Annotated in this window: 30 protein-coding genes; 4 read left to right on the top strand and 26 right to left on the bottom strand. The window is 41.2% G+C overall.

Translation table 11 applies throughout. From position 1 onward, the window contains the following. Positions 1–25: 25 nt before the first annotated feature. From mbcS to gvpA (C4B60_RS08625), 16 genes are all read right to left on the bottom strand, one after another. Positions 26–1,606 carry an acyl-CoA synthetase MbcS gene (gene mbcS / locus C4B60_RS08550; protein WP_104057583.1) on the bottom strand — a complete coding sequence of 527 codons (1,581 nt, stop codon included), beginning with the start codon at positions 1,604–1,606 and terminating at the stop codon, positions 26–28. 199 nt (positions 1,607–1,805) lie between these two features. Then, a complete protein-coding gene (locus tag C4B60_RS08555) occupies positions 1,806–2,153 on the bottom strand; it encodes a carboxymuconolactone decarboxylase family protein (RefSeq protein ID WP_104057584.1) in 348 nt (115 codons plus the stop codon). Positions 2,154–2,369: 216 nt separating this feature from the next. Continuing rightward, the gene (gene gvpU, locus C4B60_RS08560) at positions 2,370–2,765 is read right to left on the bottom strand and encodes a gas vesicle accessory protein GvpU (protein ID WP_104057585.1); all 396 of its coding nucleotides are present in this window, start codon (positions 2,763–2,765) and stop codon (positions 2,370–2,372) included. A 20-nt stretch (positions 2,766–2,785) separates the two neighbouring features. Further along, positions 2,786–3,982, bottom strand: a complete 1,197-nt coding sequence (gene gvpT / locus C4B60_RS21400; RefSeq protein WP_167578618.1) for a YtxH domain-containing protein — start codon at positions 3,980–3,982, stop codon at positions 2,786–2,788. A gap of 27 nt (positions 3,983–4,009) precedes the next feature. Beyond that, on the bottom strand, positions 4,010–4,339 hold the full coding sequence (locus tag C4B60_RS08570; protein WP_104057586.1) for a gas vesicle protein: 330 nt from the start codon (positions 4,337–4,339) through the stop codon (positions 4,010–4,012). 23 nt (positions 4,340–4,362) lie between these two features. Continuing rightward, positions 4,363–4,647 (bottom strand): gas vesicle protein K, encoded by a 285-nt coding sequence (locus C4B60_RS08575; protein WP_104057587.1) that lies wholly within the window; start codon positions 4,645–4,647, stop codon positions 4,363–4,365. After that, a complete protein-coding gene (locus C4B60_RS08580; protein WP_104057588.1) occupies positions 4,613–4,888 on the bottom strand; it encodes a gas vesicle protein in 276 nt (91 codons plus the stop codon). The genes C4B60_RS08575 and C4B60_RS08580 overlap by 35 nt, the downstream gene beginning before the upstream one ends. A gap of 17 nt (positions 4,889–4,905) precedes the next feature. After that, positions 4,906–5,712 (bottom strand): GvpL/GvpF family gas vesicle protein, encoded by an 807-nt coding sequence (locus C4B60_RS08585; protein WP_104057589.1) that lies wholly within the window; start codon positions 5,710–5,712, stop codon positions 4,906–4,908. Positions 5,713–5,721: 9 nt separating this feature from the next. Next, positions 5,722–5,979 (bottom strand): gas vesicle protein GvpG, encoded by a 258-nt coding sequence (locus C4B60_RS08590; RefSeq protein ID WP_104057590.1) that lies wholly within the window; start codon positions 5,977–5,979, stop codon positions 5,722–5,724. Next, positions 5,979–6,746 carry a GvpL/GvpF family gas vesicle protein gene (locus C4B60_RS08595; protein WP_104057591.1) on the bottom strand — a complete coding sequence of 256 codons (768 nt, stop codon included), beginning with the start codon at positions 6,744–6,746 and terminating at the stop codon, positions 5,979–5,981. Before C4B60_RS08595 ends, C4B60_RS08590 begins: the two co-directional genes overlap by 1 nt. Positions 6,747–6,758: 12 nt before the next feature. Next, on the bottom strand, positions 6,759–7,679 hold the full coding sequence (gvpN, locus tag C4B60_RS08600; protein WP_104057592.1) for a gas vesicle protein GvpN: 921 nt from the start codon (positions 7,677–7,679) through the stop codon (positions 6,759–6,761). A gap of 27 nt (positions 7,680–7,706) precedes the next feature. Then, complete coding sequence (gvpO, locus tag C4B60_RS08605; RefSeq protein WP_104057593.1) at positions 7,707–7,973, bottom strand: gas vesicle protein GvpO; 267 nt, start codon at positions 7,971–7,973, stop codon at positions 7,707–7,709. Positions 7,974–8,040: 67 nt separating this feature from the next. After that, positions 8,041–8,331 carry a gas vesicle structural protein GvpA gene (gene gvpA, locus C4B60_RS08610; protein ID WP_104057594.1) on the bottom strand — a complete coding sequence of 97 codons (291 nt, stop codon included), beginning with the start codon at positions 8,329–8,331 and terminating at the stop codon, positions 8,041–8,043. Between the two features lie 19 nt (positions 8,332–8,350). Further along, positions 8,351–8,800, bottom strand: coding sequence for a gas vesicle protein GvpQ (gene gvpQ / locus C4B60_RS08615; RefSeq protein ID WP_104057595.1), 450 nt, complete (start codon positions 8,798–8,800; stop codon positions 8,351–8,353). A gap of 39 nt (positions 8,801–8,839) precedes the next feature. Next, complete coding sequence (gvpT, locus tag C4B60_RS08620; RefSeq protein WP_104057596.1) at positions 8,840–9,304, bottom strand: GvpT/GvpP family gas vesicle accessory protein; 465 nt, start codon at positions 9,302–9,304, stop codon at positions 8,840–8,842. 39 nt (positions 9,305–9,343) lie between these two features. After that, positions 9,344–9,604: a gas vesicle structural protein GvpA gene (gene gvpA / locus C4B60_RS08625; RefSeq protein WP_104057597.1), complete on the bottom strand. Its 261-nt coding sequence runs from the start codon at positions 9,602–9,604 to the stop codon at positions 9,344–9,346. 428 nt (positions 9,605–10,032) lie between these two features. Here gvpA (C4B60_RS08625) and C4B60_RS08630 point away from each other — a divergent pair, with 428 nt between their 5' ends. Next, positions 10,033–10,242 carry a hypothetical protein gene (locus C4B60_RS08630; RefSeq protein WP_104057598.1) on the top strand — a complete coding sequence of 70 codons (210 nt, stop codon included), beginning with the start codon at positions 10,033–10,035 and terminating at the stop codon, positions 10,240–10,242. A 93-nt stretch (positions 10,243–10,335) separates the two neighbouring features. Here C4B60_RS08630 and C4B60_RS21655 read toward each other — a convergent pair whose 3' ends face one another. The 9 genes from C4B60_RS21655 to C4B60_RS21405 all read right to left on the bottom strand — a co-directional run bounded on the left by C4B60_RS21655 (position 10,336) and on the right by C4B60_RS21405 (position 17,592). Next, complete coding sequence (locus C4B60_RS21655; RefSeq protein WP_245153913.1) at positions 10,336–10,644, bottom strand: cupin domain-containing protein; 309 nt, start codon at positions 10,642–10,644, stop codon at positions 10,336–10,338. A 151-nt stretch (positions 10,645–10,795) separates the two neighbouring features. After that, a complete protein-coding gene (locus C4B60_RS08640; protein ID WP_104057599.1) occupies positions 10,796–11,665 on the bottom strand; it encodes an SDR family oxidoreductase in 870 nt (289 codons plus the stop codon). Between the two features lie 275 nt (positions 11,666–11,940). Continuing rightward, positions 11,941–12,864: a macrolide 2'-phosphotransferase gene (locus tag C4B60_RS08645; RefSeq protein ID WP_104057600.1), complete on the bottom strand. Its 924-nt coding sequence runs from the start codon at positions 12,862–12,864 to the stop codon at positions 11,941–11,943. 486 nt (positions 12,865–13,350) lie between these two features. After that, a complete protein-coding gene (locus tag C4B60_RS08650; RefSeq protein WP_104057601.1) occupies positions 13,351–14,343 on the bottom strand; it encodes an HNH endonuclease in 993 nt (330 codons plus the stop codon). 29 nt (positions 14,344–14,372) lie between these two features. Then, positions 14,373–14,696, bottom strand: coding sequence for a nucleoside triphosphate pyrophosphohydrolase (locus C4B60_RS08655; protein WP_104057602.1), 324 nt, complete (start codon positions 14,694–14,696; stop codon positions 14,373–14,375). A 53-nt stretch (positions 14,697–14,749) separates the two neighbouring features. After that, positions 14,750–15,355: a GIY-YIG nuclease family protein gene (locus C4B60_RS08660; RefSeq protein ID WP_104057603.1), complete on the bottom strand. Its 606-nt coding sequence runs from the start codon at positions 15,353–15,355 to the stop codon at positions 14,750–14,752. Between the two features lie 393 nt (positions 15,356–15,748). Next, complete coding sequence (locus C4B60_RS08665; RefSeq protein ID WP_104057604.1) at positions 15,749–16,213, bottom strand: hypothetical protein; 465 nt, start codon at positions 16,211–16,213, stop codon at positions 15,749–15,751. Between the two features lie 122 nt (positions 16,214–16,335). After that, positions 16,336–16,968, bottom strand: coding sequence for a 2OG-Fe(II) oxygenase (locus C4B60_RS08670; protein ID WP_104057898.1), 633 nt, complete (start codon positions 16,966–16,968; stop codon positions 16,336–16,338). A 453-nt stretch (positions 16,969–17,421) separates the two neighbouring features. Continuing rightward, complete coding sequence (locus C4B60_RS21405) at positions 17,422–17,592, bottom strand: hypothetical protein (RefSeq protein ID WP_167578619.1); 171 nt, start codon at positions 17,590–17,592, stop codon at positions 17,422–17,424. Between the two features lie 357 nt (positions 17,593–17,949). Between C4B60_RS21405 and C4B60_RS08675 the strand changes: the two genes are divergently transcribed. From C4B60_RS08675 to C4B60_RS08685, 3 genes are all read left to right on the top strand, one after another. After that, positions 17,950–19,152, top strand: a complete 1,203-nt coding sequence (locus C4B60_RS08675; RefSeq protein ID WP_245153914.1) for a M14 family zinc carboxypeptidase — start codon at positions 17,950–17,952, stop codon at positions 19,150–19,152. Positions 19,153–19,182: 30 nt separating this feature from the next. Beyond that, positions 19,183–20,223 (top strand): M14 family zinc carboxypeptidase, encoded by a 1,041-nt coding sequence (locus C4B60_RS08680; protein WP_104057605.1) that lies wholly within the window; start codon positions 19,183–19,185, stop codon positions 20,221–20,223. 182 nt (positions 20,224–20,405) lie between these two features. After that, the gene (locus C4B60_RS08685) at positions 20,406–21,737 is read left to right on the top strand and encodes an alkaline phosphatase (RefSeq protein ID WP_425331158.1); all 1,332 of its coding nucleotides are present in this window, start codon (positions 20,406–20,408) and stop codon (positions 21,735–21,737) included. A 73-nt stretch (positions 21,738–21,810) separates the two neighbouring features. Here C4B60_RS08685 and C4B60_RS08690 read toward each other — a convergent pair whose 3' ends face one another. Continuing rightward, positions 21,811–22,218 (bottom strand): hypothetical protein, encoded by a 408-nt coding sequence (locus C4B60_RS08690; RefSeq protein WP_104057606.1) that lies wholly within the window; start codon positions 22,216–22,218, stop codon positions 21,811–21,813. Between the last annotated feature and the right edge of the window lie 76 nt (positions 22,219–22,294).

Raw genomic sequence — 22,294 nt, forward strand, 5'->3', positions numbered from 1 at the left:
GGAGCTTCACCTTTTTTCTATTTTGCTAGTTAGCATTCACTTTACGCAATTCTACGCGGCGAATTTTTCCTGATGCAGTTTTGGGAAGCTCGTCCAGGAACTCAATGATACGCGGGTATTTATAAGGTGCTGTTATTTGCTTTGTGTGGTCCTGAAGTTCTTTGGTGAGAGCAGCGTGATCGATTGTTTCATCGTGCTCACGAAGTACAACAAAGGCTTTAACAATACTTCCTCTTATTTCATCAGGGGCAGCAACCACAGCACATTCACGAACAGCAGCATGCTTCATAAGGGCATCCTCTACTTCAAACGGTCCGATAGTATAACCTGAACTGATGATAATGTCATCACTCCGCCCCTCAAACCAGAAATAACCATCCTCATCACGTGCAGCCTGATCTCCGGTAATATACCAATCCCCACGAAATGCGGCTGCAGTACGTTCAGGGTCACGATAATATTCTTTAAATAAAGCCGGACAGCTTCTGTGAACAGCGATATCTCCTACCTCACCAATTGCTGTAGGATTACCGTATTCGTTAATAATATCGACCGGGTTGCCTGGTGTCGGCCTGCCCATAGAGCCTGCTTTCACCTCCATGTCCTGTAAGATACCGACAAGCAGCGTATTTTCCGTCTGTCCGTAGCCATCGCGGACATTCAGTCCAAATGCTTCCTGAAATGCTTTAATCACCTGACTGTTTAAAGGTTCACCAGCGGATACCGCGCTCCGTAATGCTGGCAGCTCATAGCTCTTAAGGTTCTCTACCTTGGCCATAATCCGGTACTCTGTCGGCGTACAGCACAAAACATTCACTTTTTCATCTCTTAAAAGATTTAAATAGTAAATTGGATCAAAAGCACCGTGATAGACAAGTGCTGTTGCCCCAAGCGTAATCGTTGAAAGGAACGGACTCCAAATCCATTTTTGCCAGCCTGGCGCTGCAGTTGCCCAGACAATATCATCACTTTGAACACCGAGCCACCTTGTGGCAGCTGTCCGGACATGAGCGTATCCCCAGCCGTGGACATGCACAACGCCTTTAGGATTTCCAGTAGTCCCGGAGGTATAAGATAAAAACGCTGCATCTTCACGGTGAGTGTCAACCGCTTCAAATTCAATCGCCTCCTTAGAAGCAAGCTCTTCTAGTGACACCCACCCTTCTTCCTGACCGCCTATAATGAGTTTATTTTTAAGCGCATCTGCTTCTTCGTCAATGGAGTTTGTTTCGGCCGTTGTTTTAAAATGAGCTACAATTCCTTTTGCACCGGAATGATGCATTCGGTAGACTAAATCTTTTTTACGAAGCATTTCTGAGCATGGGATCGCAATAATTCCTGCACGGAGACATGCAAGATACGTAATATAGGCTTCAGGAATGCGGGGCAGAATAATCATCATATGATCACCCTTTTTAATCCCTAAAGACAAAAGCGCCTGTGCATACTGATTCATTTTTTCAATCAGCTGCTTATACGAATAATCATGCCGGTTTCCCTCCTGATCCAGCCACCGTATTGCCAGCCTTTCCTCATCCTTTTTGTATTTTTCAAGCTCGGACGTAATATTGTACTGTTCTGGTGCGATTAATTCTGTATTGTTCATATGTATTGCCCCCCTGTTGTTCGTTTATCATTAAAATGGTTCAACACATTAATTGTAAGCGTTATCATTACAGTCCGTCAATTTTACAAAAGTAGATTGGTAGAGTGGAGTGATTTTCACCATTTCTAAAGAGCAAAAGATAAAACCTATCAGCCGCACAAAAAAACCGGCACTCTATAAGCACCGGTTGATCTCTTCTCTATCTTTGACGAAAATCTTTTAATCTCTCTATTCCAGTAGTGACGCCCTGACTCATAGCGGAACCTCCGCCATACGCTGCAGCTACTGCCATTGCTTCATAAATCTGCTGATCAGAGCAATCCATCGCCACACATTGATCCAGGTGGTACGTGATGCTAGCTTCGTCGCCATCTTTTATACTAATGGCAAACGCCATCAAATGCTTGTGAGAACGGTCAATCTCCCCATCTTCAAAAGATTTTCCGGTAAAGCTATTATATTCCTTCACTACCACCGGAACATACTCACCCAGCTCATCAATCCCTTTACGGTACCTTTCCAAAATAGACTCTGCCCGGTTCTCCATCAACTCACTCCTTTTTACGTGCTAGTACACCATTCCTTAATCAGGAAGCACCTAAACGTTGAAAGTGTTTGAGTATATAAGCAATAAAACCAGTCGACGGAATTCGATAAAATCCGAGTGGTGCCTGGCACCACCCGAATAGCACCACTCGAAGTCACCTCTCAATTTAAACGTAAAACAGGCGTGCCGCATAGGCACGCCTGTTGGATGAAGCTCTTACTCTTTTTTTGAGGAGCTTGAAGAGCTGCCATCGGAAATTTTTCCGAGGAAGAAGCCGTCAATCTCGCTCAGTTTCCCACGCCATAAAATTTTCCCTCTGGATGGGGTGGATTTGTTGTCGCCGATATAGACCTTGGTATTTTTCATGTGCACAAAGTGCGCCTCTTCACTGCCATTGGATTCTACTGATTCCCCGGCTTTTGCAAGCTGCTCACTTAATTTCTGGGCCACTTCATTTCCGTCTTCAAATGCTTCACTCAATTCGTCAAAGTAATCCTTCGCCGATATCATGGTACCTGAAATAACGGAACCTTTAACGTTTAGAGTAATATCTAATGAAAAATCATGCTTATTTGCAGCTTGCACAAAAAATTCAATGATATTGTCCTTCATTTTCACGTCTCCTTCCGTTATTATACAGATGTATCGTCATCGCTTGAGAGAGTTGTATCTCCCTCTTCTTCGTCGTCCTTTTTTGACTTCTTTGATTTTTTAGCTGGTGCACGTTTCTTTCTTGGCTTACTTTTTGTTGACTTTGATTTTGTGTCTTTTGACTCTTCTTCTTTCTCTTCATCAGAGTCATCTTCGTCAGATTCTTCTTCAGCGTCTTTATCAGACTCTTCCTCTTCCTCTGATTCTTCTTCACTGTCTTCTTCACTTTCTTCTACACTATCTTCTTCAGACTCTTCCTCAGTTGCATCCTCTTCAGAATCGTCCTCATCGCTCTCGTCTGATTTCTCAGTGTCTTCTTCTGATTCTTCGTCATCCTCCGAGCTTGCAGCGGCTTCATCTTCTGAATCGCTTTCTGGCTCGTCTGGACCTTCATAAGAGTCTTCTTCTTCATCAGGATCTTCTTTTGTATCATCTTCATTTTCTTCAGAATCCTGATCCTCTGAATCGTCATCCTCAGATTTGCCGGAAAGTTTTGCTTCAAGCTCGCTTAGACGCTTCTTCAGATCTTCATTTTCTTTTTTCATTGCATCAGATTCATCTTCCTGATCTTCTTCGCTGTCTTCCTCTTCCTCTTCCTCTTCCTCTTCCTCTTCCTCTACTTCTTCTTCATCCTCTTCTTCTTCCTCATCATCACTGCCGCCTCCAACAAGCTTGGAGATCATTTCTTCTAAACGGCCTAAGCGATCATTAAGGTCATTATTTTCTTTTTTCAAGTCAGACTCTTCATCTGAATCTGAACCAGTTCCTTCAAGAGTTGTTTCTCCTGAGCTTGCTGCTTCGTCATCGGAAGAATCTTGTTCCAGGTTTTCATCTTCATTGGAATCTTCATCACTTGAGTCATCCTTTGATCCTTTGCTGAATAATCCAAGAGCGGAGGTTTTAAGTGATCCTGCAGCTTTTTTGGATGCATCTTTCGCTACTTCAGTAAGATCAGTACCTTTTGATTTCAGCTTTTCTGTATCAATCTTGCTGATCAGCTTTTTGCCGTTTTCAGGTGTAGCCAGGTAGCCGATTGAAGCGCCTAATAAACCGCCTGCGATTGAGCGCTTGATTGTGCTGCCGCCGCCTGATTCACTTTTTTCACTGCTTTCATTTGTTGAATTGTTTTCCTCTGTTTGGTTTTCTGCTTTTTTGTTATCATTTTTTTTGTCAGCCATGGTCAATACCTCCACTTAATAGTTAATTTAATAGTTAATGTCAGATTCTAATCGTTTTGAGTCTAATTTTTTCTCAAGAGATTCAAGTCTCTCAAGCAATTGTTTGTTTTCTTCTTCGAGTGCTTTTGTGTTATTGTTCTGAGCTTTAGAAGAAAGGTATGGGTCGTTTTCCCACCAGTCCATGCCGATTTCCTTGGCCTTATCAACTGATGCGACAATCAGCCGGATTTTGATCGTTAATAATTCAACGTCCGCAATCCCAACTGTGATGTCCCCTGCAATAACGACACCTTTATCTAAAATTTTCTCCAGCACGTCAACAATCGTACTTGATTGCATATTGTGTTCGACTGCCATAGTAAAGCCTCCTTGGCATTTATTTAAAGCAAGCTTCCGAGTGGGCCAAGATCGATATTTAAGTCTTCAGCATCAAGGCCGAAGATATCTTTTAATTCTTCCATTTTTTCTTCCAGGTTCATCAATGCTTCACCGAGGTTTTCAATCTCCTCGTCAGACAAGGTGCCTCCTTCAACACGCCGAATTGCGTGCCTCTCGACGATTTGCCTGAGCAGCTCGATTACGGTTAGCACAAGCTGGGCTAACCCATGCTCTGCGTTATCGGGATCCAAATTAATCTTGCCACTTGTTGGGCTGACCTGTTGCATCGGTTAACGCCTCCCTTTGTTGATCAAAATCTGCTGAATTGATTGTCCGATTCCCTTGCTGTGCCTGTACAAGTGATTCTACTGAAGCAATTAATACACGCAGATCCAAATACACAAGGTCGACACCCGCAATGGAAATAACTAAGTCCGCTTTTATCGCAACGCCTTTGTCCAAAATAACATCTAAAATATCTATTAATCCGATGTCTTTATTTTCGATTGTTTCCCTTACTGTAGACATAGCTCGTCTTCCTCACCTTATGAAAAGCTGGAGAAGTGATAGGCTGGCCAAGGACCTGATGGTGCAAACTGCCATCCCATTTCCTTCATTTCCTTTTCATATTGTTGGATTTTTTCTAAAAAAGGTTCAACGTCCGACTTAGGAATAAGGTAAACACTGTTCCAGGTCATATTTTCATCTTTCCCGGTTACATCTTTACTCCAATTTCTTTTTACATTTCCTTGAAGAACAAATTCTTTCAGCTGAAAGTGGATTTCTTCACTAACCCGGTTTTTTTCTTCTTCAAGCTCGGATTCTATCAGCTTATCAAGCTTCTTTTTTTCGAAAAATTGTCTGCCCTTAGGCAGCTCATTAATTTCAATTCTTTTGGCTTCGATAGCAGGATTGTTCTCACTTACCTGCTCCTTTAAAATCTTATCGTCGCAATATATCTTCAAATTCCATTCTTCGTTGCCTTCTAAGAGCTCAAAGGTGCTTTCCATTTTAGCCTGATTGGATTGTACGGTCTGCGTCAGGCTGTCTTTATTCTTGTAAAGGGTGCAAAATTTTAAGGGAATAACGGTAAACGCTTTTGAGAGGGTTAATACGGTCTCGTGATGATGAAAGGCTTTTTCCTGCAGCCACTGCATATCGTTATTGATTTTCTCTTTGATGCTATCCTCTGAATATTCCCCTGAATCTAAATTACAAACAATTGCTGTCGTATCACCGACCGGAATCGGATAAAGCTCTCGTTCGTTATCAAACCCTTTAAAAGATGGAAACGATTGTTCCGTCGTTTCTTTTGTTGGGATTAAACCATATAAATAAAGTAGATCGCCCATCTTTTAACATCATTCCTTTTTCTTCGTCATTTCTTCCCACTGTTCCATTTCCCTCTTTTTTGCAATTTCATACCTGGTAATTAATTCATCCTCTTTTTCCTTGTATGCCTCATCCGGAATTTCTCCGAGCTCATACATCATTTGCAGCTGAATAAGTTTTTGCTGGATGGTTGGCAGGTCATACAATTCCTTATCGGCCTCTTCTTTTACCTTTTCCCCGATTTTGATCACCATATTGATCGGGGCAGTAACTAGTTTATGGATCATCAGCCATCTTCCACCTTCAATTTTATATTGACGAAGTTATATGCCGGCCATGGACCACTGTAGTTAAACTCAACTCTGTCTTTCCAATCCTCATGGATTTCGTTTACCTTTTCGTCAAATTCCTGTTCCTTCTCCCGGTCAACTAAAAATGCTGCATTCAATAGCATCTTTTCTCCGATCGGGTCATTTGTTTTTGCAGCTACAGATAATCCATGCAAAGGCTCAAAAATTTGCGCCTTTAAATCCTGCTGAAGCGAAGTGAAAAGCTTTTGCGCTGCTTCGCCAAGCTTAATGCGGTCATAATAGCCGGCTGCTTCAGATTTGCCTTTAACAGCGGAGGCTGTCTTTTTAATCTGAGCATCCTCACTCGCCTGATTTTCAAGCCATTCTTTATTACCGATTACCTTTAATCCTAATTCGACTTTTCCTTTGATTTCAGGGAAAAGCTTTTCAAATTGAGGATAAAGATTTTCCAGCAGCACGCCTACATCTTCTTTTGACTGAAACACATTTCCGAAGCTGACAGGAATCACTGTATCATTTTGTTTCATGACAGCAGAGACAGCATTTTGGTGAGTCATCAAGTTGTCGCGGTTCGGATGATAAATTTTCATCGGAACTTCAGCTGCTACCATCGCTGCATCTTTATAGCGAATCGTAAAAAGCTCTCTTTTTTCATCTTCGAGAACAATTTCTCCAAATTGGTCTTCCTGCTCTGTCTGAATCCCACAAAAAATATAAATTCCTGATTTTTGCTCTTCGCTCATCGTAACGCTCCTTTATTCCTCAGTGACCTTTACTTTTTTACTAGCTTTGATGATGAGATCCTTTGCCGCGTTTAACGGCTGATCTGCTTCTAAACAACGGCTTACCTGATGACCAAGTATATCCGTACAAAGCTTTTGAAAGTCTTCGTCTTTTCCATCAATTGCAATATCTGCTTCTGCAGCTAACTTAGCAATCATTAGTGATGCTCTTAAACTTGGACCAGTATCTTCTTTACATTCCTTACGAAGATCTGCTACAAGCTGGGTGATCGCTTTCGCTTCATTTTTTGCTATTCCAAGCTTTTCTGAAACAATCGCTGCTTCCCGGTCTACATCTTTATAGTCCACGTGGATCGTGATCAGCCGATCAAGCAGTGCATCCTGCGTTTGGAAAACACCTGCATATTCTGCAGGGTTGCTTGTGAATATGACACAAAAGTCGGGATGAACCCGCACGAATGGCTCAGTTAGCTTTGAGCCGTAAAGCGGAAGAATATTTTCTTCTAAAATAGAAAGAAAGATATTATTCGTATTGGGCTGTGACCTTGTAAATTCATCGTAAATAAGGGTATAGCCATTTTTTACAGCTTCCAGCAATCGTCCATCATGCCAAGACTCGGTTACCTTCTCTTCTTTTTTGTAAACGGATCTAATGTAGTTATCAACATGCTTTTGACTTGTATAACCAGTGAAATCACCAATTAAGTCACTGTTATTTAACTCATGGTTACCATGAATAAGCATGACCGGTTTCTTGCGCTTTTTTGCCAAGGCAAGTGCCAGAGAAGTTTTACCCGCTCCGGTCGGACCAGTAAAATGAATAGGATAGCCTGCTTTCAGGTATTGTAAAGACCGGGACAGCAAATCCTTGGTCTCATCATCCTGAACCAATCCTTTTGTATTTTTCTTAATCTTTTCTTTTAAGACCGTCACACGATTCCCTCCTGCCCGCAGCTAACATTAAGACTCAAGATCTATGGCGCTGCGATAACGAATGTCCCGCCTTTTGAAGGAAGTTATTTCAACGTCTTTGTTTAAATAAACATCGTAAACACCGATCATTTCATCTTTTGCGTATTTCTTCATATATTCTTTTTCTTCAACCGTTTCCACAATCAGCTTCCAGCCACCGTCCTCTGTTTCTTCAACAGCGGTAATTTTATGGAGCGGAGCCACATGTTCATTGAAGAATTCTTTTGTATTTCCCATAATCTTTTTGATTTCCATGATGACCTCCTGCCAGAATAGCAGGCAGAGGGCACACTGGCCCTCATGACTGCATCCTTACCTTTTTCTAGATGCTGAAGCTTGCATTCCGATCATTCGTCGATGCATTGCTTCCCCGATCATTGCTCTGATTCAAGAAAACACCATCTTCCTGAACCTCATCGCGCAGAAGTCCAACTGCCTCCGCATAACGCAACCATGTGTCCACACTTGCAATGACGACTCTGGCTTCAACAGTTAAAATTTCAATTCCCACTACTGAAACCCTTACAAACGCATCAATTACAATCCCTTTGTCTAAAATTCTATCAATTACCTCTGCTAAACTTGAACTATCAGTACTTTTTTGAACTGCCATTTTAAATTCTCCTTTCAAATTAAGAGCTCATATCCGTGTAATTTTTAATGTCATTTGAGCTCTTGACATGCTTGGTTGATGACTTAATACTGGTAACACTTTTAATGTGTTTTACACCTTTAAGCTGTTTTTTCTTGTCTCCATCTTCATCGCCGGACATCTTCTCTTGAAAGCTTTCTCCAGCTTCTTTTACTTTTCCAAGCTTGTCCTGAACTTTATGAAGGGCATCCTGCGCTTTACCTTCACCATCTTCTGCTTTATCGTGAACTTTTTCTGCATTTTCATCTTTTGCTTTTCCTAGCTTTTCTGAGGCCTCATTCGCTTTATCCTGAATGCCTCCAACCATTTTTTCCTTGGCTTTATCCTTAAGCGTATCCTTTACCTTGTCTTTAACCGGTTCAGGGGCGTGTTCATACGCTTCTTTTGCTAGCTTGCCTGCTGCTTTTTTTACAGGATTGTCTTTAGACATCCCGGTTCCCCCTCTCGAGCGCCGAAAGTGGATTTACTTTTACTTTGATTTCGATTCCACTAAATCATTCAGCATATTTTCAATTCTCTCAAGGCGCTCATTCAGGTTTTTATTATCTTCTTTAATTTCGTCGTATTGAGATGACTTTTCTTCTTCATCATCTGAATCTTTTTGATTTTTGCTGTCGCTGTTCTTCTTAGGCGAAAGCAGGGACAGCGGTGATCCGGTGCCTTTGCTGATATAGCCGGAAGCGGTTTGTTTTAAACTGTTTAGTGCCTGCTCCTTTAAAAGGTCCTGTGCAGTTTTTCTGAGTTCATCTCCTGCTACTCTCACAAACTCGGATTCCTGCAGGCTTTTAGCTAGCTTTTTGCTCGTTCCGGGGCTCGACAATAAACCGATTCCGGCACCTACTACTCCTCCAAGAATTGCGAGGTTTAGCGAATGCGATGCCTCCTCAGTTGTTTCTTCACTTTTCTTTTTTTCTTCTTTTTCTTTTGTACCCATGTGTTCCACCCTCATCTCTCGTGAATTAAATAGGACTAATTAATAGCTTAGCTGCGGACTGCGGTCACTTTCACTCTTGCTTAAGAAGGTGTCCTGTGACTCATCTCTTAAGAGTCCAACCGCATCGGCATAGCGAAGCCATGTTTCAACACTTGCAATAACAATTCTTGCTTCAATCGTAATAATTTCTATGCCTACTAGAGATACCCGGACAAAAGCATCGATGACAATTCCTTTGTCGAGAATTCTGTCGATAACTTCTGCAAGGCTTGAGCTATCTGTACTTTTTTGAACAGCCATTTCCGATCTCTCCTTTCTGAATTTCTATCTCACGATCCTACCCTTTAAAACTTGGCCCTGACGACAGTGACTTGTTTTATATGTGGTTTAGTAGCTATATACCAACAACCTTCCGCCATAAAACATTATCAGGGTAGGTAATCCGTAGGAAATATATAAATGCCGGCGCATGTGTCGGCTAAAACCCCCTGCCCGTAAACAAACAAACATAAGCCCCCGTAAGCCTGAAGTTAGATTATTACATTTCCATTACACAACATAAATTGATAGAAATTACCAAACAAAAAGTGCCTGGCACTCGTCGAATTATGTCAGTAATGACCATAAGCCGAAAAGTTACAGGCACTTTTATAATTTGAGTAATGTTACACAATGCGTATAGGAGGTCTCGAGCATATCCTATTATAAAAGAAGGAGGTGTTCAAACTATGGTACACAAAGCATTTTTATTGCTTGCAGGTATTCTTGCTGGCTTTGCGCTGATCGTCCTGCCAATTTTATTGGTGCCAACACCAGGTACTTTACTTGCATTGCTGGCTCTGATTATTACTGTCATCGGGGTAATCGCAGTCGTCGTATTTTCTTTGGTGTTAATTTTAAAGGCACTCAAAGCCATTTTTAGCAAGTGTAAACACTAGTTAAAGATTTCCGGTTCAGTTGAAAAGCTGAGCCGGTCTTTCTTTTATAAATACATACATATACCCAAACCATACCTTGATCAATTACCATTACTATAGAAGAAAGACGGAAACTAATAAAGGACATCTCGATTTGAACTTCTCTGATAACTGAAAAAACTCTCCCTCCAGCACTAAAGCTGAAGGGAGAGGGAGAAACGATTTACTACGTTTAGACTTATGACCTTCATGTGTAAAAACGTCATGATCATCTGTACTTGGTGAGGAGTACTCAGTTGTAACAGCTCCTGCTTCCCCTGCCGGAAACAGCACCCATTCCTTCGCACAATAGCGATCAGTATTAATGTAGACAAACAACTGAAGACCAGCATCATCAAGACGGCCAAGGCCAAAGTCATTCACTTCTATTTTTTAAATCTCTTCGTCACTTAGAAGTACATCTGCCTTTTGATAATATTCATTCGTTTTACGCTGCACTTCACGCTCAGATACTTTTGCAAAATTCATTTTGTCCTCCTTTTAAACGCGTGTCTTCTCGCATTTACATAAAAACTTAAGAGGAGGTAAACTGCCCGCCGTTCACGTGGATACATTGACCAGTCATATAAGAACCCTGATCAGATGCTAAAAGAACATAAGGTCCAATCAATTCAGCCGGCTGCCCCGGGCGTCCCATTGGGTTATCCGCACCAAACTCCGCAACTGACTCTCCGTCAAAGGTTGAAGGAATAAGCGGCGTCCAGATCGGCCCCGGCGCCACCATGTTCACGCGAATTCCTTTTTTCACAAGATTTGCCGCCATACTACGGGTGAAACCAACGATCGCACCTTTAGTGGAGGTATAATCAATCAGCTGCGGATTCCCTACATATGGATTAATTGAAGTTGTATTAATAATTGAGCTTCCCTCTTTTAAATGAGGTAAAGCAAATTTAGTCATATGGAAAACGGAATACATATTTGTTTTAAATGTTTTATCCCATTGTTCATAAGAGATATCCTGAAGGTCCTCTGTCGGGAACTGGATTGCTGAGTTGTTAATTAAAATATCAAGCTTTCCGAAATGTTCAACTGTCTGATTAATTAACCCTCTGCACGTTTCTTCTTCTGAAACATCTCCAGGAATTAAAAGACATTGAACGCCTTCTTCTTCAATTAAACGTTTTGTTTCATCAGCATCACTTTGCTCTTCCTCCAAATAGTTAATGGCAAGATGAGCACCTTCCTTCGCATAAGCAACTGCCACAGCACGGCCAATCCCGCTGTCACCGCCTGTAATAAGCGCCACACGGCCCTTTAACTTCTCACTGCCTTTATAATCAAGCGGCTGAATCGGATGAGGATCCATCTTCGACTCAATCCCAGGCTGCTTCGGCTGTGTCTGATTCGGCTGTCCACCCTGCTGCTGTTTCTGAATATCCATAGATCATTCTCCTTTTCAATCAAATTATTTCATATTCAATACACTCCTTAACTTCCTCAATTTCCCTCCTTGTAAACATTTGTAAAGGATTCCAACTTAAAATAAGTGACAGGCACCACCCGGTTTTTGTCGATTCACCCGTAATGCAGTTCGCCGTGTCCACTCGGGAAGTTCGCGAAGTGCATGGCACCACCCGATTCCTGTCGAATAAAACAGGCAACAAAAAACCCCGCTTGTAAGAGCGGGGTTTTTTGTTTATATTTTCTCAGGTGCTTCTATTGTTTTTTGCTTCTATTGTTTTGAGGTACTCCAAGGGCTTCTTTTGTCATTTGGATGTATTCTTCGATGCCGGATTTTAGGGCGAATTCTGCTATTTCAACTGGATATGCTGCAGTCCGTTCGATTATATGCTCTGCCATATTTGGCCAAACGCAGCCGCCTGCTTTTTCATAGTACATAATGAGTTTTTTAAGCTCCTGCTCTCCAAACGTCCGGTAATGAGCAACAAAATCCTTGCTGATATCTGATACAAAAGCTTCTGTCCAATCAATGAATCCTGTTACGCGTGCTTCATCATCAATTAGTATATGGCCTGCATGTAAATCTCCATGGATCACGCCTGTCTTGGCCGGCCAAAGTGAATCATTATTGACCCATCGCTGCCATTGCTCCCACAGCTGGTCGCTAACACCAAACTCCGCTTTTACCTTCTCCATTCTACTCTTCATTTCCGCTCTCATCTCTTCCGCATTCTCCACTTTTAAACCTGCTTCTCTCGCATCATCCAAATTAATTCCATGCAAAGAAACCATTGCGAGAGCAAGAGTTTCAGTAAAGAGCTCCGGTACATTTTTTTCGTCTATCTCCCATGTATAAGCCATTGCTTCATGGTCAATCGTTCCGACCGGTACACCTGTTAACTGCTTGTACGCAATTAACTCATCTGTCCATACGACCCATTTAGGGGCTTGAACAGACAATTTAGGTTCAATGAAATCAAGCGCCTGTTTTTCGATCTTTGTTGAAGGAAGTACATCCTCCCTTCTTGGAATTCGCAGCACCCAATTCTCACCCTTAGAATCCTCTCCAAATACAACCAGAAAATCCAGTCCTGATTCATTAAATTTTAATGCACTCTCTTTAAGCTCAATTCCATTTTCCCCAGCCAATTTAATTATCTTTTCTTTTGAAATTGTCATACCAAACACGTCCCATCATAAGTAGTTTTTTTCGTGTGCTTGCTGTCTCAATGTCTTCATTGGACCCTCATGCTAAACGCTTATACGCTCCAGGATCGGCTCGGATCTGCCTAGCGATTTGATACAGAATGCAAGTAACTGCTTAATGAAAGGACTGTCTATTCTATTTTCAAACAGATTTTTACAGCAAAAAAAGAGGGTTAAATTCGCCCTCTTTTTCACCCTTTTCCGCATAACAAAGGTTCCCTTAAAATAGACAGACCAATTCCGTGTACTCCGCTGCCAGGCAGAGCCATTAAACATATTAAATTTAACGGTTCATTGTACGGAATCGTAGTCTAATTGAAGCTGTCAAAAGGAAAACCTCCATTAATTTAAGTTGATTAAAGCTTAGCATGGTTTGGGGTTGGGGGCAATGGGGCAGGTAACAAGCATGTGTTTTCAAAATAATGGATTTAACCTTCAACATTCAATACTTTCTTCCCTTTAACTACTCTTAGGCACCCATATCGTTGAGTAACCATTTTCAAAAGAATAATGGTATAACGACTGCAGTTTGGTTGCAGAGTATACCTTCATGTCTTCTCTTTCTTGAACCTGCTGCATTCTGACAAATTCATGATTACGATCAATTAATACTGATAAATAACTTTCAGAAGCCAGTTTATCGCTTTTAGAGAGATTACATGCATTGCATGAAATAACTAAATTCCAAAGCTGATCTGCCTGGACAAAGCTCCACGGAATGAAATGGTCTACGTGAGCTGCATTCCTGCTTCTAATCGCCATCCCACAATAAAAACAAGTTCCTGTAAAATAAGAAGCCAGCACCTCATAAAACTGATTTAGCGATGAGCGTTTAGAAACATTTTCAACTTTAATTAGCATCCCTTTTGTATCTCCATTAATATTAAATTTTTCCAAAAATAATGCAAGTTGATAGTTCGTTAAATACATTAGAATTTTTTGAAACCTTTGCATGAATGTAAAGAAGGAAGCATTTAATCGAAGGGTTTCTTTTTTATTATCAAAGTCATAAATACTCCCGGCCGTATCACCATAAACGGCACCCATTACATTGATCTTACAACGCTTCATCACCTTCATTATAATATTTAACTGCATTTCATTAGAGAGTTTGTCGAATACAAATGAAGAATCTATACCATACTTAGCTTGAAAGTCTAAAAGAATTTTTTGCACTTCTGCTTGCTTACCCATCATATTTATCTGGTTAAGTTTATGATGAATGACCAAATTCCAATAAATTTTTGTAAAGCTCTTGAACAAATTAAAATAGTGTATTTCTAACTCTTCGTTTACATTATATAAATTCTCAATGATTGATTTTATTAGAACGAACTTGTAGGTAGTAGAATTTCTGGATTTTGATGAAAATATATAAGTAAAATGACTCCATATTTCCTGATCAGTAATGTAGGAAGCCTTCATTTCACCAATCTGCAGTTTATGGCTCATGGTTCCTCCTTTCTAAGAACCTCTTGAGCTTAGTCCTCATTTTCAATAAGAAATAGTTTCTTCTTAAATCCCCCACGCTTACTTTCCTTCTGCAAACGCACCTTTTCCAGCTGCTCTCTTGAAGCACCATGAATCTCAGCAGCGGCATAAACCAGCTCTACTAAATCAGCCAGCTCCTCTACTGCATCCGGGTCATTTTCAGCCTGTTCAAATTCATTTAATTCTTCATGCATCTTTTTCTTTATTTCTACTAAATATTCCTCATCTTCTAAAACTCTCGAAGAAAACGTACTTCCTGATTGTTGAATGATTTGAAGGATATTATCTCTAACAAGCTTGTTATAAATCGGCATTATGAAACCCCTTTAGATCAATTAATCGTTCTTTTATTTTTGAAGTATAATTCTCACACCCGACCATTCCACCCCGGACCATACCCCTCAATCAACCGCTGCTCCAACTCCATAATCATCGCTTCATTTTCCATTGGATAGGTGTAAAAGCGCACGGTTTTGGATTCTTTCTCTTCTGCAATTAGGGCATTCAACCGGTAGTTTTCCGTCTCGCCGTCACGATAGCAGTCCTTTGGCGCAATTGTTCCCTGCCCGCTGTTCACTGTTTTTTTATAATCCTCCAGGCTGCTTCCGATATAGACAAGTTCATCGTCGACTGTGTAGGCGTAGAGGCCCTTATCCATTAAAGCTTTCGGATCCTTAATAAAAAACTGGGTATACGTACGATCTCCATGTTCATTTAGAAAAGATTGATAGAGTGGTTCGTTTTTTTGTTTGAGCTTAGATACGGCTTTTCCTAACGGACGATCAAGGAGCTTCGAATAATTTTCTTCACAGGACTCCTTAAGTCCGCTGTACTCGCTGCGGGAAAGAGCTTCCTGGAGGGTTTCAAGGTCTTCAAGCGCGAAAACCTCTGTTAGATTCTCTTCTGAAAAAATCAATTCAACGGGCTGGAACTCAAGTTTTTCATCATTTACATGCAGAGTCAATTGGTTCATAGGATTCTCCTTTTAAGTGTTTTTACTTTTTAATCCCCTTTAAATCAACATAATATTCTTACTTTTTGAGTTATGTTTTATTTAAACTGCCAAAAACCTGAGGCTGGAGTGAAGTAATGTAGGGTTTTATTCATGTAAACGGAGTTAGTATTATCTATGCGCTGCTATTTTTTATCCCCTATGTACTTTATCTTAAATGGCTATAGAATTAGCAGACTGACAAACTATTTAATTGAAAATATAAGTTTTTTTATAGGAATAATCAGTATTATAGTTATTTTACTTGGTACTGCTCTGGGAGTAAAAATTGCTCTCAGGCTGCTCATCTTAAAAATGCTGCAACTGGCACCTGCAAAAACAATGAGCCCGGGTACAATGCCATGCTCATTATTTTCATTTGATCAATTCTATTACTTCTCCTGTCTCAGGGTTAACCATGAATTCCTGCTCAATTCCGTTCTCTTGAAGAGTAAACAAATAAAATCGATCCGGACTGAAAACGTTAAATTTATTTCCAACTGAGACTGCCACATTTTCTTCCCCTTTTATCAGTTCTCCAGCCTGGCTTTGCTGAACAAGCACCTGAGCATCTGAATAGGTGTGGGGCGGAACAACCATCGCCAAGCAAAAAGCAATCAAACTGCCAGTTAGCAGTCCCACCACGATTGTGTTTCTTCTAGCTAAACCTCTAAGAAGTAAGTAACTGACCGGGACAATGATTCCAATGACCGCAGTAAGATTTAATACTCTTCCATAGACGGTAAAATCAAGAATTATAATTGCGGCTAATAGGCACAAAAGAGCTGTGGCTAGTATTTTATCTGACCTGCGAACCTTCCTCTTTTTTCTTTCATTCAATCTACCTCTCTCCCTTTAAGCACTCTCTTTATTCACTTACCTTTTCTGCCTTCTTTTGAAGTGCCTGGCACCACTCAGAATCTGTCGAACTCATCCGACAGGATTCGGGTGGTGCCAGGCACTTACCTTTTCTGCCTTCTCATCCATTGTGTAGCAACCCATTTTTCACCCGCAACTATAGGCGCACCGGCATGTAAAGTTTGTTCGTTTTTCTTTTTGTCATTATAGAAGTATTCGAAGTAGACAGCTGTTCCCTTTTTTGGTGAAAATGATAGGTTAAGTTCAGGAAAAACGGTTTCTCCCCCGCTCTCTACATTATTTAAATAAATAATGATCGTGCTAATTCGATTATTTTTAATTACTTTCTCTTTCGATGAAAAGAAATCAAAATGCGCTTTATATTCTTGACCAGGAGTATAATTTAGAATTTGAATACCTTCGCCATGTTCAATAGGTATATTCATAATCGAAGAAATTCTGTTTTCGATTTTCATGATCAGGTCATTTTCTCTTTCTTGAAAAAACATACTGCTGCTTGTTCTTATCTCGTTGACTACACGTGACACACCAATTTTTGAACGATTCATTTTATCTTTTGACAATAGGATCAGCTTTTCACATTCTTCATCGCTCAAAACATTCCCCAGCAAAACGATTAATGGTTCTTCATATTTAACAAGAATACTAATCTCCCTATCTTCTGTTTTGATGCTATTCCCTAAATGATTAAAAATCGTCGCTTCCTTACTATCCATTATCACCTTTTTCAACTCCCACTATTAAATGTCTGAAAAATCTAACTTTTATGATTATATCATTATTTTCCATAATTAGTCTTATCTTCATCCATTTAGTAGAAATTTTTATTTTTTACTTATCTTATTAGACATCCGCCCTTAATCAACTAAATATTTCGACCAAAATGAGAACTCCTCATAACAGGTTTCAGGTGGTGTTAGGCACTTATTGATTTCCCTGCCTATAACCATTACCAGATGTGAAACGTCTTGGAAAAGTTCACGGCTAATTTCTTCGTAAGCTTTGTTCAGCTTTAGTAATGAAGGTTCTGTTTCTTCGCAATAATAGATGTAGATGCTGCTTAAGTCAGTTGCGGAGCCGTCTTTTGCACATCGAGTTACTGATACGCAATGATTGTGCTGCTCTAAAAACCAGTGCGTCCGGCTTAACGGTGGATCAAATACATTTGGTTAATCTCGCTCTAGTTGACTTCCATCTTCTTCACCCATCGGAATAATAATGTAACGAACCGTTCGATGGGGCTTATGTTTTTCTTTTTTTCTCTTACGCAAATCAGCCAATCTGGTTAAGGAAATAGGAAACAAGTGATTTTTCAGCTTTTTTCTTAATCGGTTTTTCAAATAATACACCTCCATATTTCTCTATAATTTTAACAATATTATTCTTTATTTTGTGCTGCTTAAATCATTCACCTATCTCATTCATCTCAACAAGTAAATATTTCGACTCACTAAAGGATAGGCAAATACAGGTCATCTCTCATAGCCTCCGTACTCCATTAGATATAAGCTTGTTCTTATATCTCAATTCTATCCATTACTTAAGTTCTGAAAATTCAAATATTGTTCACAATTAAATAATCATTTGCTATGATGTCTGGGAATTAAAGATATCTATGGAAATGGAGAGTGACAAAATACCTACATACTATTCTTAGAAGCAAAACTAAAATTTCATAACAAGAAAGGAAGATTCATTTGAAGAAGAAGCTTTTCACGACAGTTGGAGTTTTAGGTTTATGCACCGCCCTCGTAATGCCTACATATGCAGCTGAGGGAACGAGTCAAAATCAGCCTGCATCCCATCATCATGATTATTCCATCTCAGGTTTTATTGACTACAATGAGCTGCAAAAAAGTCTTCATCAAATCGAAGCTAACAGCAAAGGAACTGTTCAAGTGGAGGTAGCCGGTCAGTCAAATCAAGGCTTGGACATCTACACTGCCCGGGTCGGAACCGGAGATAAGGTTCTTTTAATCCAAAGTGAAATTCATGGAAACGAAAAGACAGGAACTGTAGCAATTTTGAACCTGTTAAAAAGCCTTTCAAATAATTCCAAGCAGTCAAAAGAAATACGTGATGAGTTAACCATTGTATTTATGCCAATGATGAACCCTGATGCTTCTGAAGCCGACAAGCGCCGCAACAGTATGACATGGAGCGAAGCAGTTGAAGACTTCCCGCAATTAGCCGGGGCTGCCCCATCCTGGAACTACCTGGACCGCGGGATTAGCCAAAGCTATAACTACGGTGAGAATCCGGGATTTGATGTGAATCGTGACTTCCATCCAGACTTGGATTATGTTCCTCAGGCTCAGGACTTCCCTGGTGCATCGAATATGCCTGGCTGGTTCATCACACCTGAAGCTCAGACCTCCCGTGATGTATACAAATCTCTTCAGGAAGAGTTTGGCAATGTTGATGTTTTCGTTGACCTTCACCACCAGGGGCTCTATTACATAGACGGCACTGCTGATGAGGTTACCCTTTCCCTATCTGCTCAATTTGTTCCAGATCCATCTACCTCAGCAGGAGCAAAGTACGCTCAGTATGCTGATAACTATGATTACGACTTCTCCAGACAGCTGAATGTAGCCGTATACAACGAGCTTCAGTCATACGGAAATTCCAGATTCGGCAATGTTTCACTTTATTCTCAAGGTCTTGATTTGCCTGGAACTGCCCTTGGAAGCTATGCCCTAAACGGTAGCGGCACGGTTCTGTTTGAAGTTCGCGGACAAACACAGATCATGGGTCAAAAGGAAAAAGGCCAGCTTGTTAAATCCGTAGAGCGCGGGCTTTCTGCCATCGTTGAATCCGTAGCGGACGGTTCTGTTTATACCTTGAATCCTGCAGAGTATGAAACGATTCCACTTACCTCATCCAGACCGACAAACTAATTTTATCTATACTTAAAGGAGGAAACAGTTATGAAAAAAACCTTACTCACCCTATCAATTGCAGGTGCAATGGTGCTTAGCGCCTCCCCACTTGCGACAACTCCGGCATCCGCGGTTGGAAACGGCCCAGGCTATGGCGGAAATGAAACAATCAACACCTCCATCCTTCATACGTATGACGAAATGGTCAGCTATTTAAAAACACAGGAAGCAAAGCAGAAGGACCTGGAGCTTGAAGTCATTGGTCAAAGTGTAAAAGGCCGTGATTTGTATTTAGCAAAATACATGAAAAATCCCGATAACCCTACGATTCTATTTTTAACTCAGCAGCATGGAAACGAGCAGCTGACGACTGAAGGTGCCCTTGAATTCATTAAGCATCTTGGAACAGGAAAAATGAAAGGTGTAGCGGATAACGTTAATATCTTGATTGTTCCAATGCTGAATGCTGACGGCGCTATGGGCGATGTTGACTTTTCACTCGATGATTACATTGCAGACGGCGGCCGTAACCTGACACGCTTTAATGCAGTAGAAGTGGATTTAAACCGCGACCATGTCGATAAAATTCAGCCAGAAACGCAGGCACTTCATTTTAATGTGATGCAAAAATACGATATTGATTACATGATCGACCTGCATCATCAGGGAGCAAACAGCGAGCGTGACGGCAAGCTGGTATCAGGGTCTATCCTTTACCCGAATACGCCAAATGCAGACCCTGAAGTAGTAGAAAAATCAAAGCAGCTTGGTGCAGTTGTATTTGATGCTGTTGATTCTAAAGGCTGGGGACATCTGGGCAAATATGTCGGCGGCTCAGCTGAAACCATCAGCCGTAACGGAATTGCGGTTGAATACGGGATCTCTACTCTATTATTTGAAATGCGCGGCATGTCCGATCACTACCGTGAAGACTATGTTTTAGGCCAAAAGAGTAACGGCTACCTAATCAAACAAACTATCACCACACTAGATTCAACAGTTCGCGCAATTGCAGATGGTTCCATTGAAACGATGGATACTTCATTCTGGGATACACTGGCTGAGCAAACAACCCGTCAGACTGAATAGAATAGCAACCCACGCCTGCAGAAGCTTTCTCTGCAGGCGTTTTTTTTACCCTCCTAATAATCCCCTTGTAAAACAATTGTAGCAAAGTTTACCAATTGTTTATTCTTCTATTAAACTTCGTCAATGTTCATCTCTTAGCCTTAGAGATGAAAGAACTATATTATTTAGGAGGCGTTTTAAAATTGAAACTGTTTAAAGGATTTGCCGCAACTGCTTTATGTACAGCCATGATCGTATCCGGTGTTGCTTATTCCCAGCAGGCAGATGCAGGACCTCCAGGACATTCCAAAGCAAAGGTCGAGAATGTGATCTTTATGATTCCTGACGGATACTCCACAAGCTTTGCGACAAACTACCGTATTTTTAAAGGTGAAGACACCGTTCTTGATTCCATGCTTGTCGGGATGATGAAAACAAACTCTGCAGATAACTGGGTAACGGATTCCGCAGCTGCGGGAACCGCTATGGCCACAGGTGTTAAAACAAACAATGGCATGATCAGCGTTACGCCTGATGGTGAAACTGTGGAAACAATCCTCGAAGCAGCAAGTGATGCCGGCAAATCAACAGGACTCGTCGCCACTTCAACGATTACTCATGCAACCCCTGCAGTTTTCGCTTCACACGTGCAGTCACGCGGAAGCGAAACAGATATTGCCCTTCAACTCGTAAACGAAATTGACGTACTTCTTGGAGGCGGAAAAGCTAACTTTTTACCATCTTCACTTGGAGGAAATCAAGCGGAGCGCAATTTGCTTGAGGAATCCCTTGCAGATGGCTATGCGGTAGCGGAAAATAGAAACGAGCTTTTAGCGCTTAGCAAGAAAGATAAAAAAGTGTTAGGTTTATTTGCAGACGATGGAATGGCACCTGAGCTTGACCGTGACCAAACCAACGAACCAAGTCTTGCTGAAATGACCGATACAGCCCTTCAATCACTTTCTTCAAACAAAAAAGGATTTTTCTTAATGGTGGAAGGCAGCCAGATCGACTGGGCAGGCCATGCAAATGATGCTGCCTGGGCCATGAAGGATTCAGAAGCATTTGAAGAAGCAGTGGAAGAAGCATTGGCATTTGCTAAAAAAGATAAAAAAACATTAGTAATAGTCGCCGGCGACCATGACACAGGCGGCATGTCCGTTGGCGGATACGGTGAGTATCTTGCAAAGGCAGACATCCTGCATGACGTAACCGCAACCGGAGACTTCATGGCTGCCGAGCTTAACAGCGATCGCAGCAATGTAAAAGCAGTAATCAAAGAATTCACAAACCTCGACCTCACAGACGAGGAAGCAGAACGCATCAAAAAGGCTCCAGAAAACAGCACTGCCCTAACCATTAACCAAATTGTAAGCGAACGCGCATACGTCGGCTGGTCAACCACCGCCCACACCGGCGTCGACGTCCCAATCTATGCCTACGGTCCAAACTCAAGCACCTTCAGCGGTTTACTCGACAACACCGACATGCCAAAGCGTATCGCTGAAGCAATGAAAATCGAATTCGGAAATTAAAAAGCGTAGTGCCTGTCACCTCCCGATTCCTGTCGATTACATTCGACAGGATCCGGGGAGTGACAGGCACTTGTCATTTCTGTACAGTTAGCTTAAATCGCTCAGGGGTGAGTCCGTTGCGGATGATGAGCTCACTGAATAGCGATTGTAATTCGGTTTCTTGCTTTTCATTTACGATGTGATCGTATAAGTAAATTGTGAGTTCCATATGGTCTGTTGAGTAGGCAGTTCCCCTTATTCGATATGGGGCAAACCCTCTGTCGTTAAGCTCCTTTGTAAACTGATCGTATAGTTCTCCCTCTTCTTGAAGTGCCCCATTAAACTCCCTCACCTGCTGGATCTCCTGTTCCTTTTCTACTGCAGACAATTGTGAAAATGCTGCTACTGCGGGCTCTTCATTCAGCAGAGCTTGATTAAAAACAAAAAAAAGCCCCGCAGCCAGAGCGCATATCCATACCCCAGCCAGCCAATAACTCCTCATTTCCAAAACCACTCCATCATTGTTTTTTTACATTGTATGTGGGAATAATCGAGGCTATGATAAATGAAATTTATCT

Origin of the sequence: Jeotgalibacillus proteolyticus (genome assembly GCF_002926065.1) — a bacterium.
In the GTDB taxonomy this organism is placed as follows: Bacteria; Bacillota; Bacilli; order Bacillales; family Jeotgalibacillaceae; genus Jeotgalibacillus; species Jeotgalibacillus proteolyticus.

What these genes read in the sequence shown, in the direction of transcription:
- mbcS (WP_104057583.1), bottom strand. Translation starts at nt 1,606, where the DNA reads ATGAACAATACAGAATTAATCGCACCAGAACAGTACAATATTACGTCC.
- C4B60_RS08555 (WP_104057584.1), bottom strand. Translation starts at nt 2,153, where the DNA reads ATGGAGAACCGGGCAGAGTCTATTTTGGAAAGGTACCGTAAAGGGATT.
- gvpU (WP_104057585.1), bottom strand. Translation starts at nt 2,765, where the DNA reads ATGAAGGACAATATCATTGAATTTTTTGTGCAAGCTGCAAATAAGCAT.
- gvpT (WP_167578618.1), bottom strand. Translation starts at nt 3,982, where the DNA reads ATGGCTGACAAAAAAAATGATAACAAAAAAGCAGAAAACCAAACAGAG.
- C4B60_RS08570 (WP_104057586.1), bottom strand. Translation starts at nt 4,339, where the DNA reads ATGGCAGTCGAACACAATATGCAATCAAGTACGATTGTTGACGTGCTG.
- C4B60_RS08575 (WP_104057587.1), bottom strand. Translation starts at nt 4,647, where the DNA reads ATGCAACAGGTCAGCCCAACAAGTGGCAAGATTAATTTGGATCCCGAT.
- C4B60_RS08580 (WP_104057588.1), bottom strand. Translation starts at nt 4,888, where the DNA reads ATGTCTACAGTAAGGGAAACAATCGAAAATAAAGACATCGGATTAATA.
- C4B60_RS08585 (WP_104057589.1), bottom strand. Translation starts at nt 5,712, where the DNA reads ATGGGCGATCTACTTTATTTATATGGTTTAATCCCAACAAAAGAAACG.
- C4B60_RS08590 (WP_104057590.1), bottom strand. Translation starts at nt 5,979, where the DNA reads ATGATCCATAAACTAGTTACTGCCCCGATCAATATGGTGATCAAAATC.
- C4B60_RS08595 (WP_104057591.1), bottom strand. Translation starts at nt 6,746, where the DNA reads ATGAGCGAAGAGCAAAAATCAGGAATTTATATTTTTTGTGGGATTCAG.
- gvpO (WP_104057593.1), bottom strand. Translation starts at nt 7,973, where the DNA reads ATGGAAATCAAAAAGATTATGGGAAATACAAAAGAATTCTTCAATGAA.
- gvpA (WP_104057594.1), bottom strand. Translation starts at nt 8,331, where the DNA reads ATGGCAGTTCAAAAAAGTACTGATAGTTCAAGTTTAGCAGAGGTAATT.
- gvpQ (WP_104057595.1), bottom strand. Translation starts at nt 8,800, where the DNA reads ATGTCTAAAGACAATCCTGTAAAAAAAGCAGCAGGCAAGCTAGCAAAA.
- gvpT (WP_104057596.1), bottom strand. Translation starts at nt 9,304, where the DNA reads ATGGGTACAAAAGAAAAAGAAGAAAAAAAGAAAAGTGAAGAAACAACT.
- gvpA (WP_104057597.1), bottom strand. Translation starts at nt 9,604, where the DNA reads ATGGCTGTTCAAAAAAGTACAGATAGCTCAAGCCTTGCAGAAGTTATC.
- C4B60_RS08630 (WP_104057598.1), top strand. Translation starts at nt 10,033, where the DNA reads ATGGTACACAAAGCATTTTTATTGCTTGCAGGTATTCTTGCTGGCTTT.
- C4B60_RS08640 (WP_104057599.1), bottom strand. Translation starts at nt 11,665, where the DNA reads ATGGATATTCAGAAACAGCAGCAGGGTGGACAGCCGAATCAGACACAG.
- C4B60_RS08645 (WP_104057600.1), bottom strand. Translation starts at nt 12,864, where the DNA reads ATGACAATTTCAAAAGAAAAGATAATTAAATTGGCTGGGGAAAATGGA.
- C4B60_RS08650 (WP_104057601.1), bottom strand. Translation starts at nt 14,343, where the DNA reads ATGAGCCATAAACTGCAGATTGGTGAAATGAAGGCTTCCTACATTACT.
- C4B60_RS08655 (WP_104057602.1), bottom strand. Translation starts at nt 14,696, where the DNA reads ATGCCGATTTATAACAAGCTTGTTAGAGATAATATCCTTCAAATCATT.
- C4B60_RS08660 (WP_104057603.1), bottom strand. Translation starts at nt 15,355, where the DNA reads ATGAACCAATTGACTCTGCATGTAAATGATGAAAAACTTGAGTTCCAG.
- C4B60_RS08670 (WP_104057898.1), bottom strand. Translation starts at nt 16,968, where the DNA reads ATGGATAGTAAGGAAGCGACGATTTTTAATCATTTAGGGAATAGCATC.
- C4B60_RS08680 (WP_104057605.1), top strand. Translation starts at nt 19,183, where the DNA reads ATGAAAAAAACCTTACTCACCCTATCAATTGCAGGTGCAATGGTGCTT.
- C4B60_RS08690 (WP_104057606.1), bottom strand. Translation starts at nt 22,218, where the DNA reads ATGAGGAGTTATTGGCTGGCTGGGGTATGGATATGCGCTCTGGCTGCG.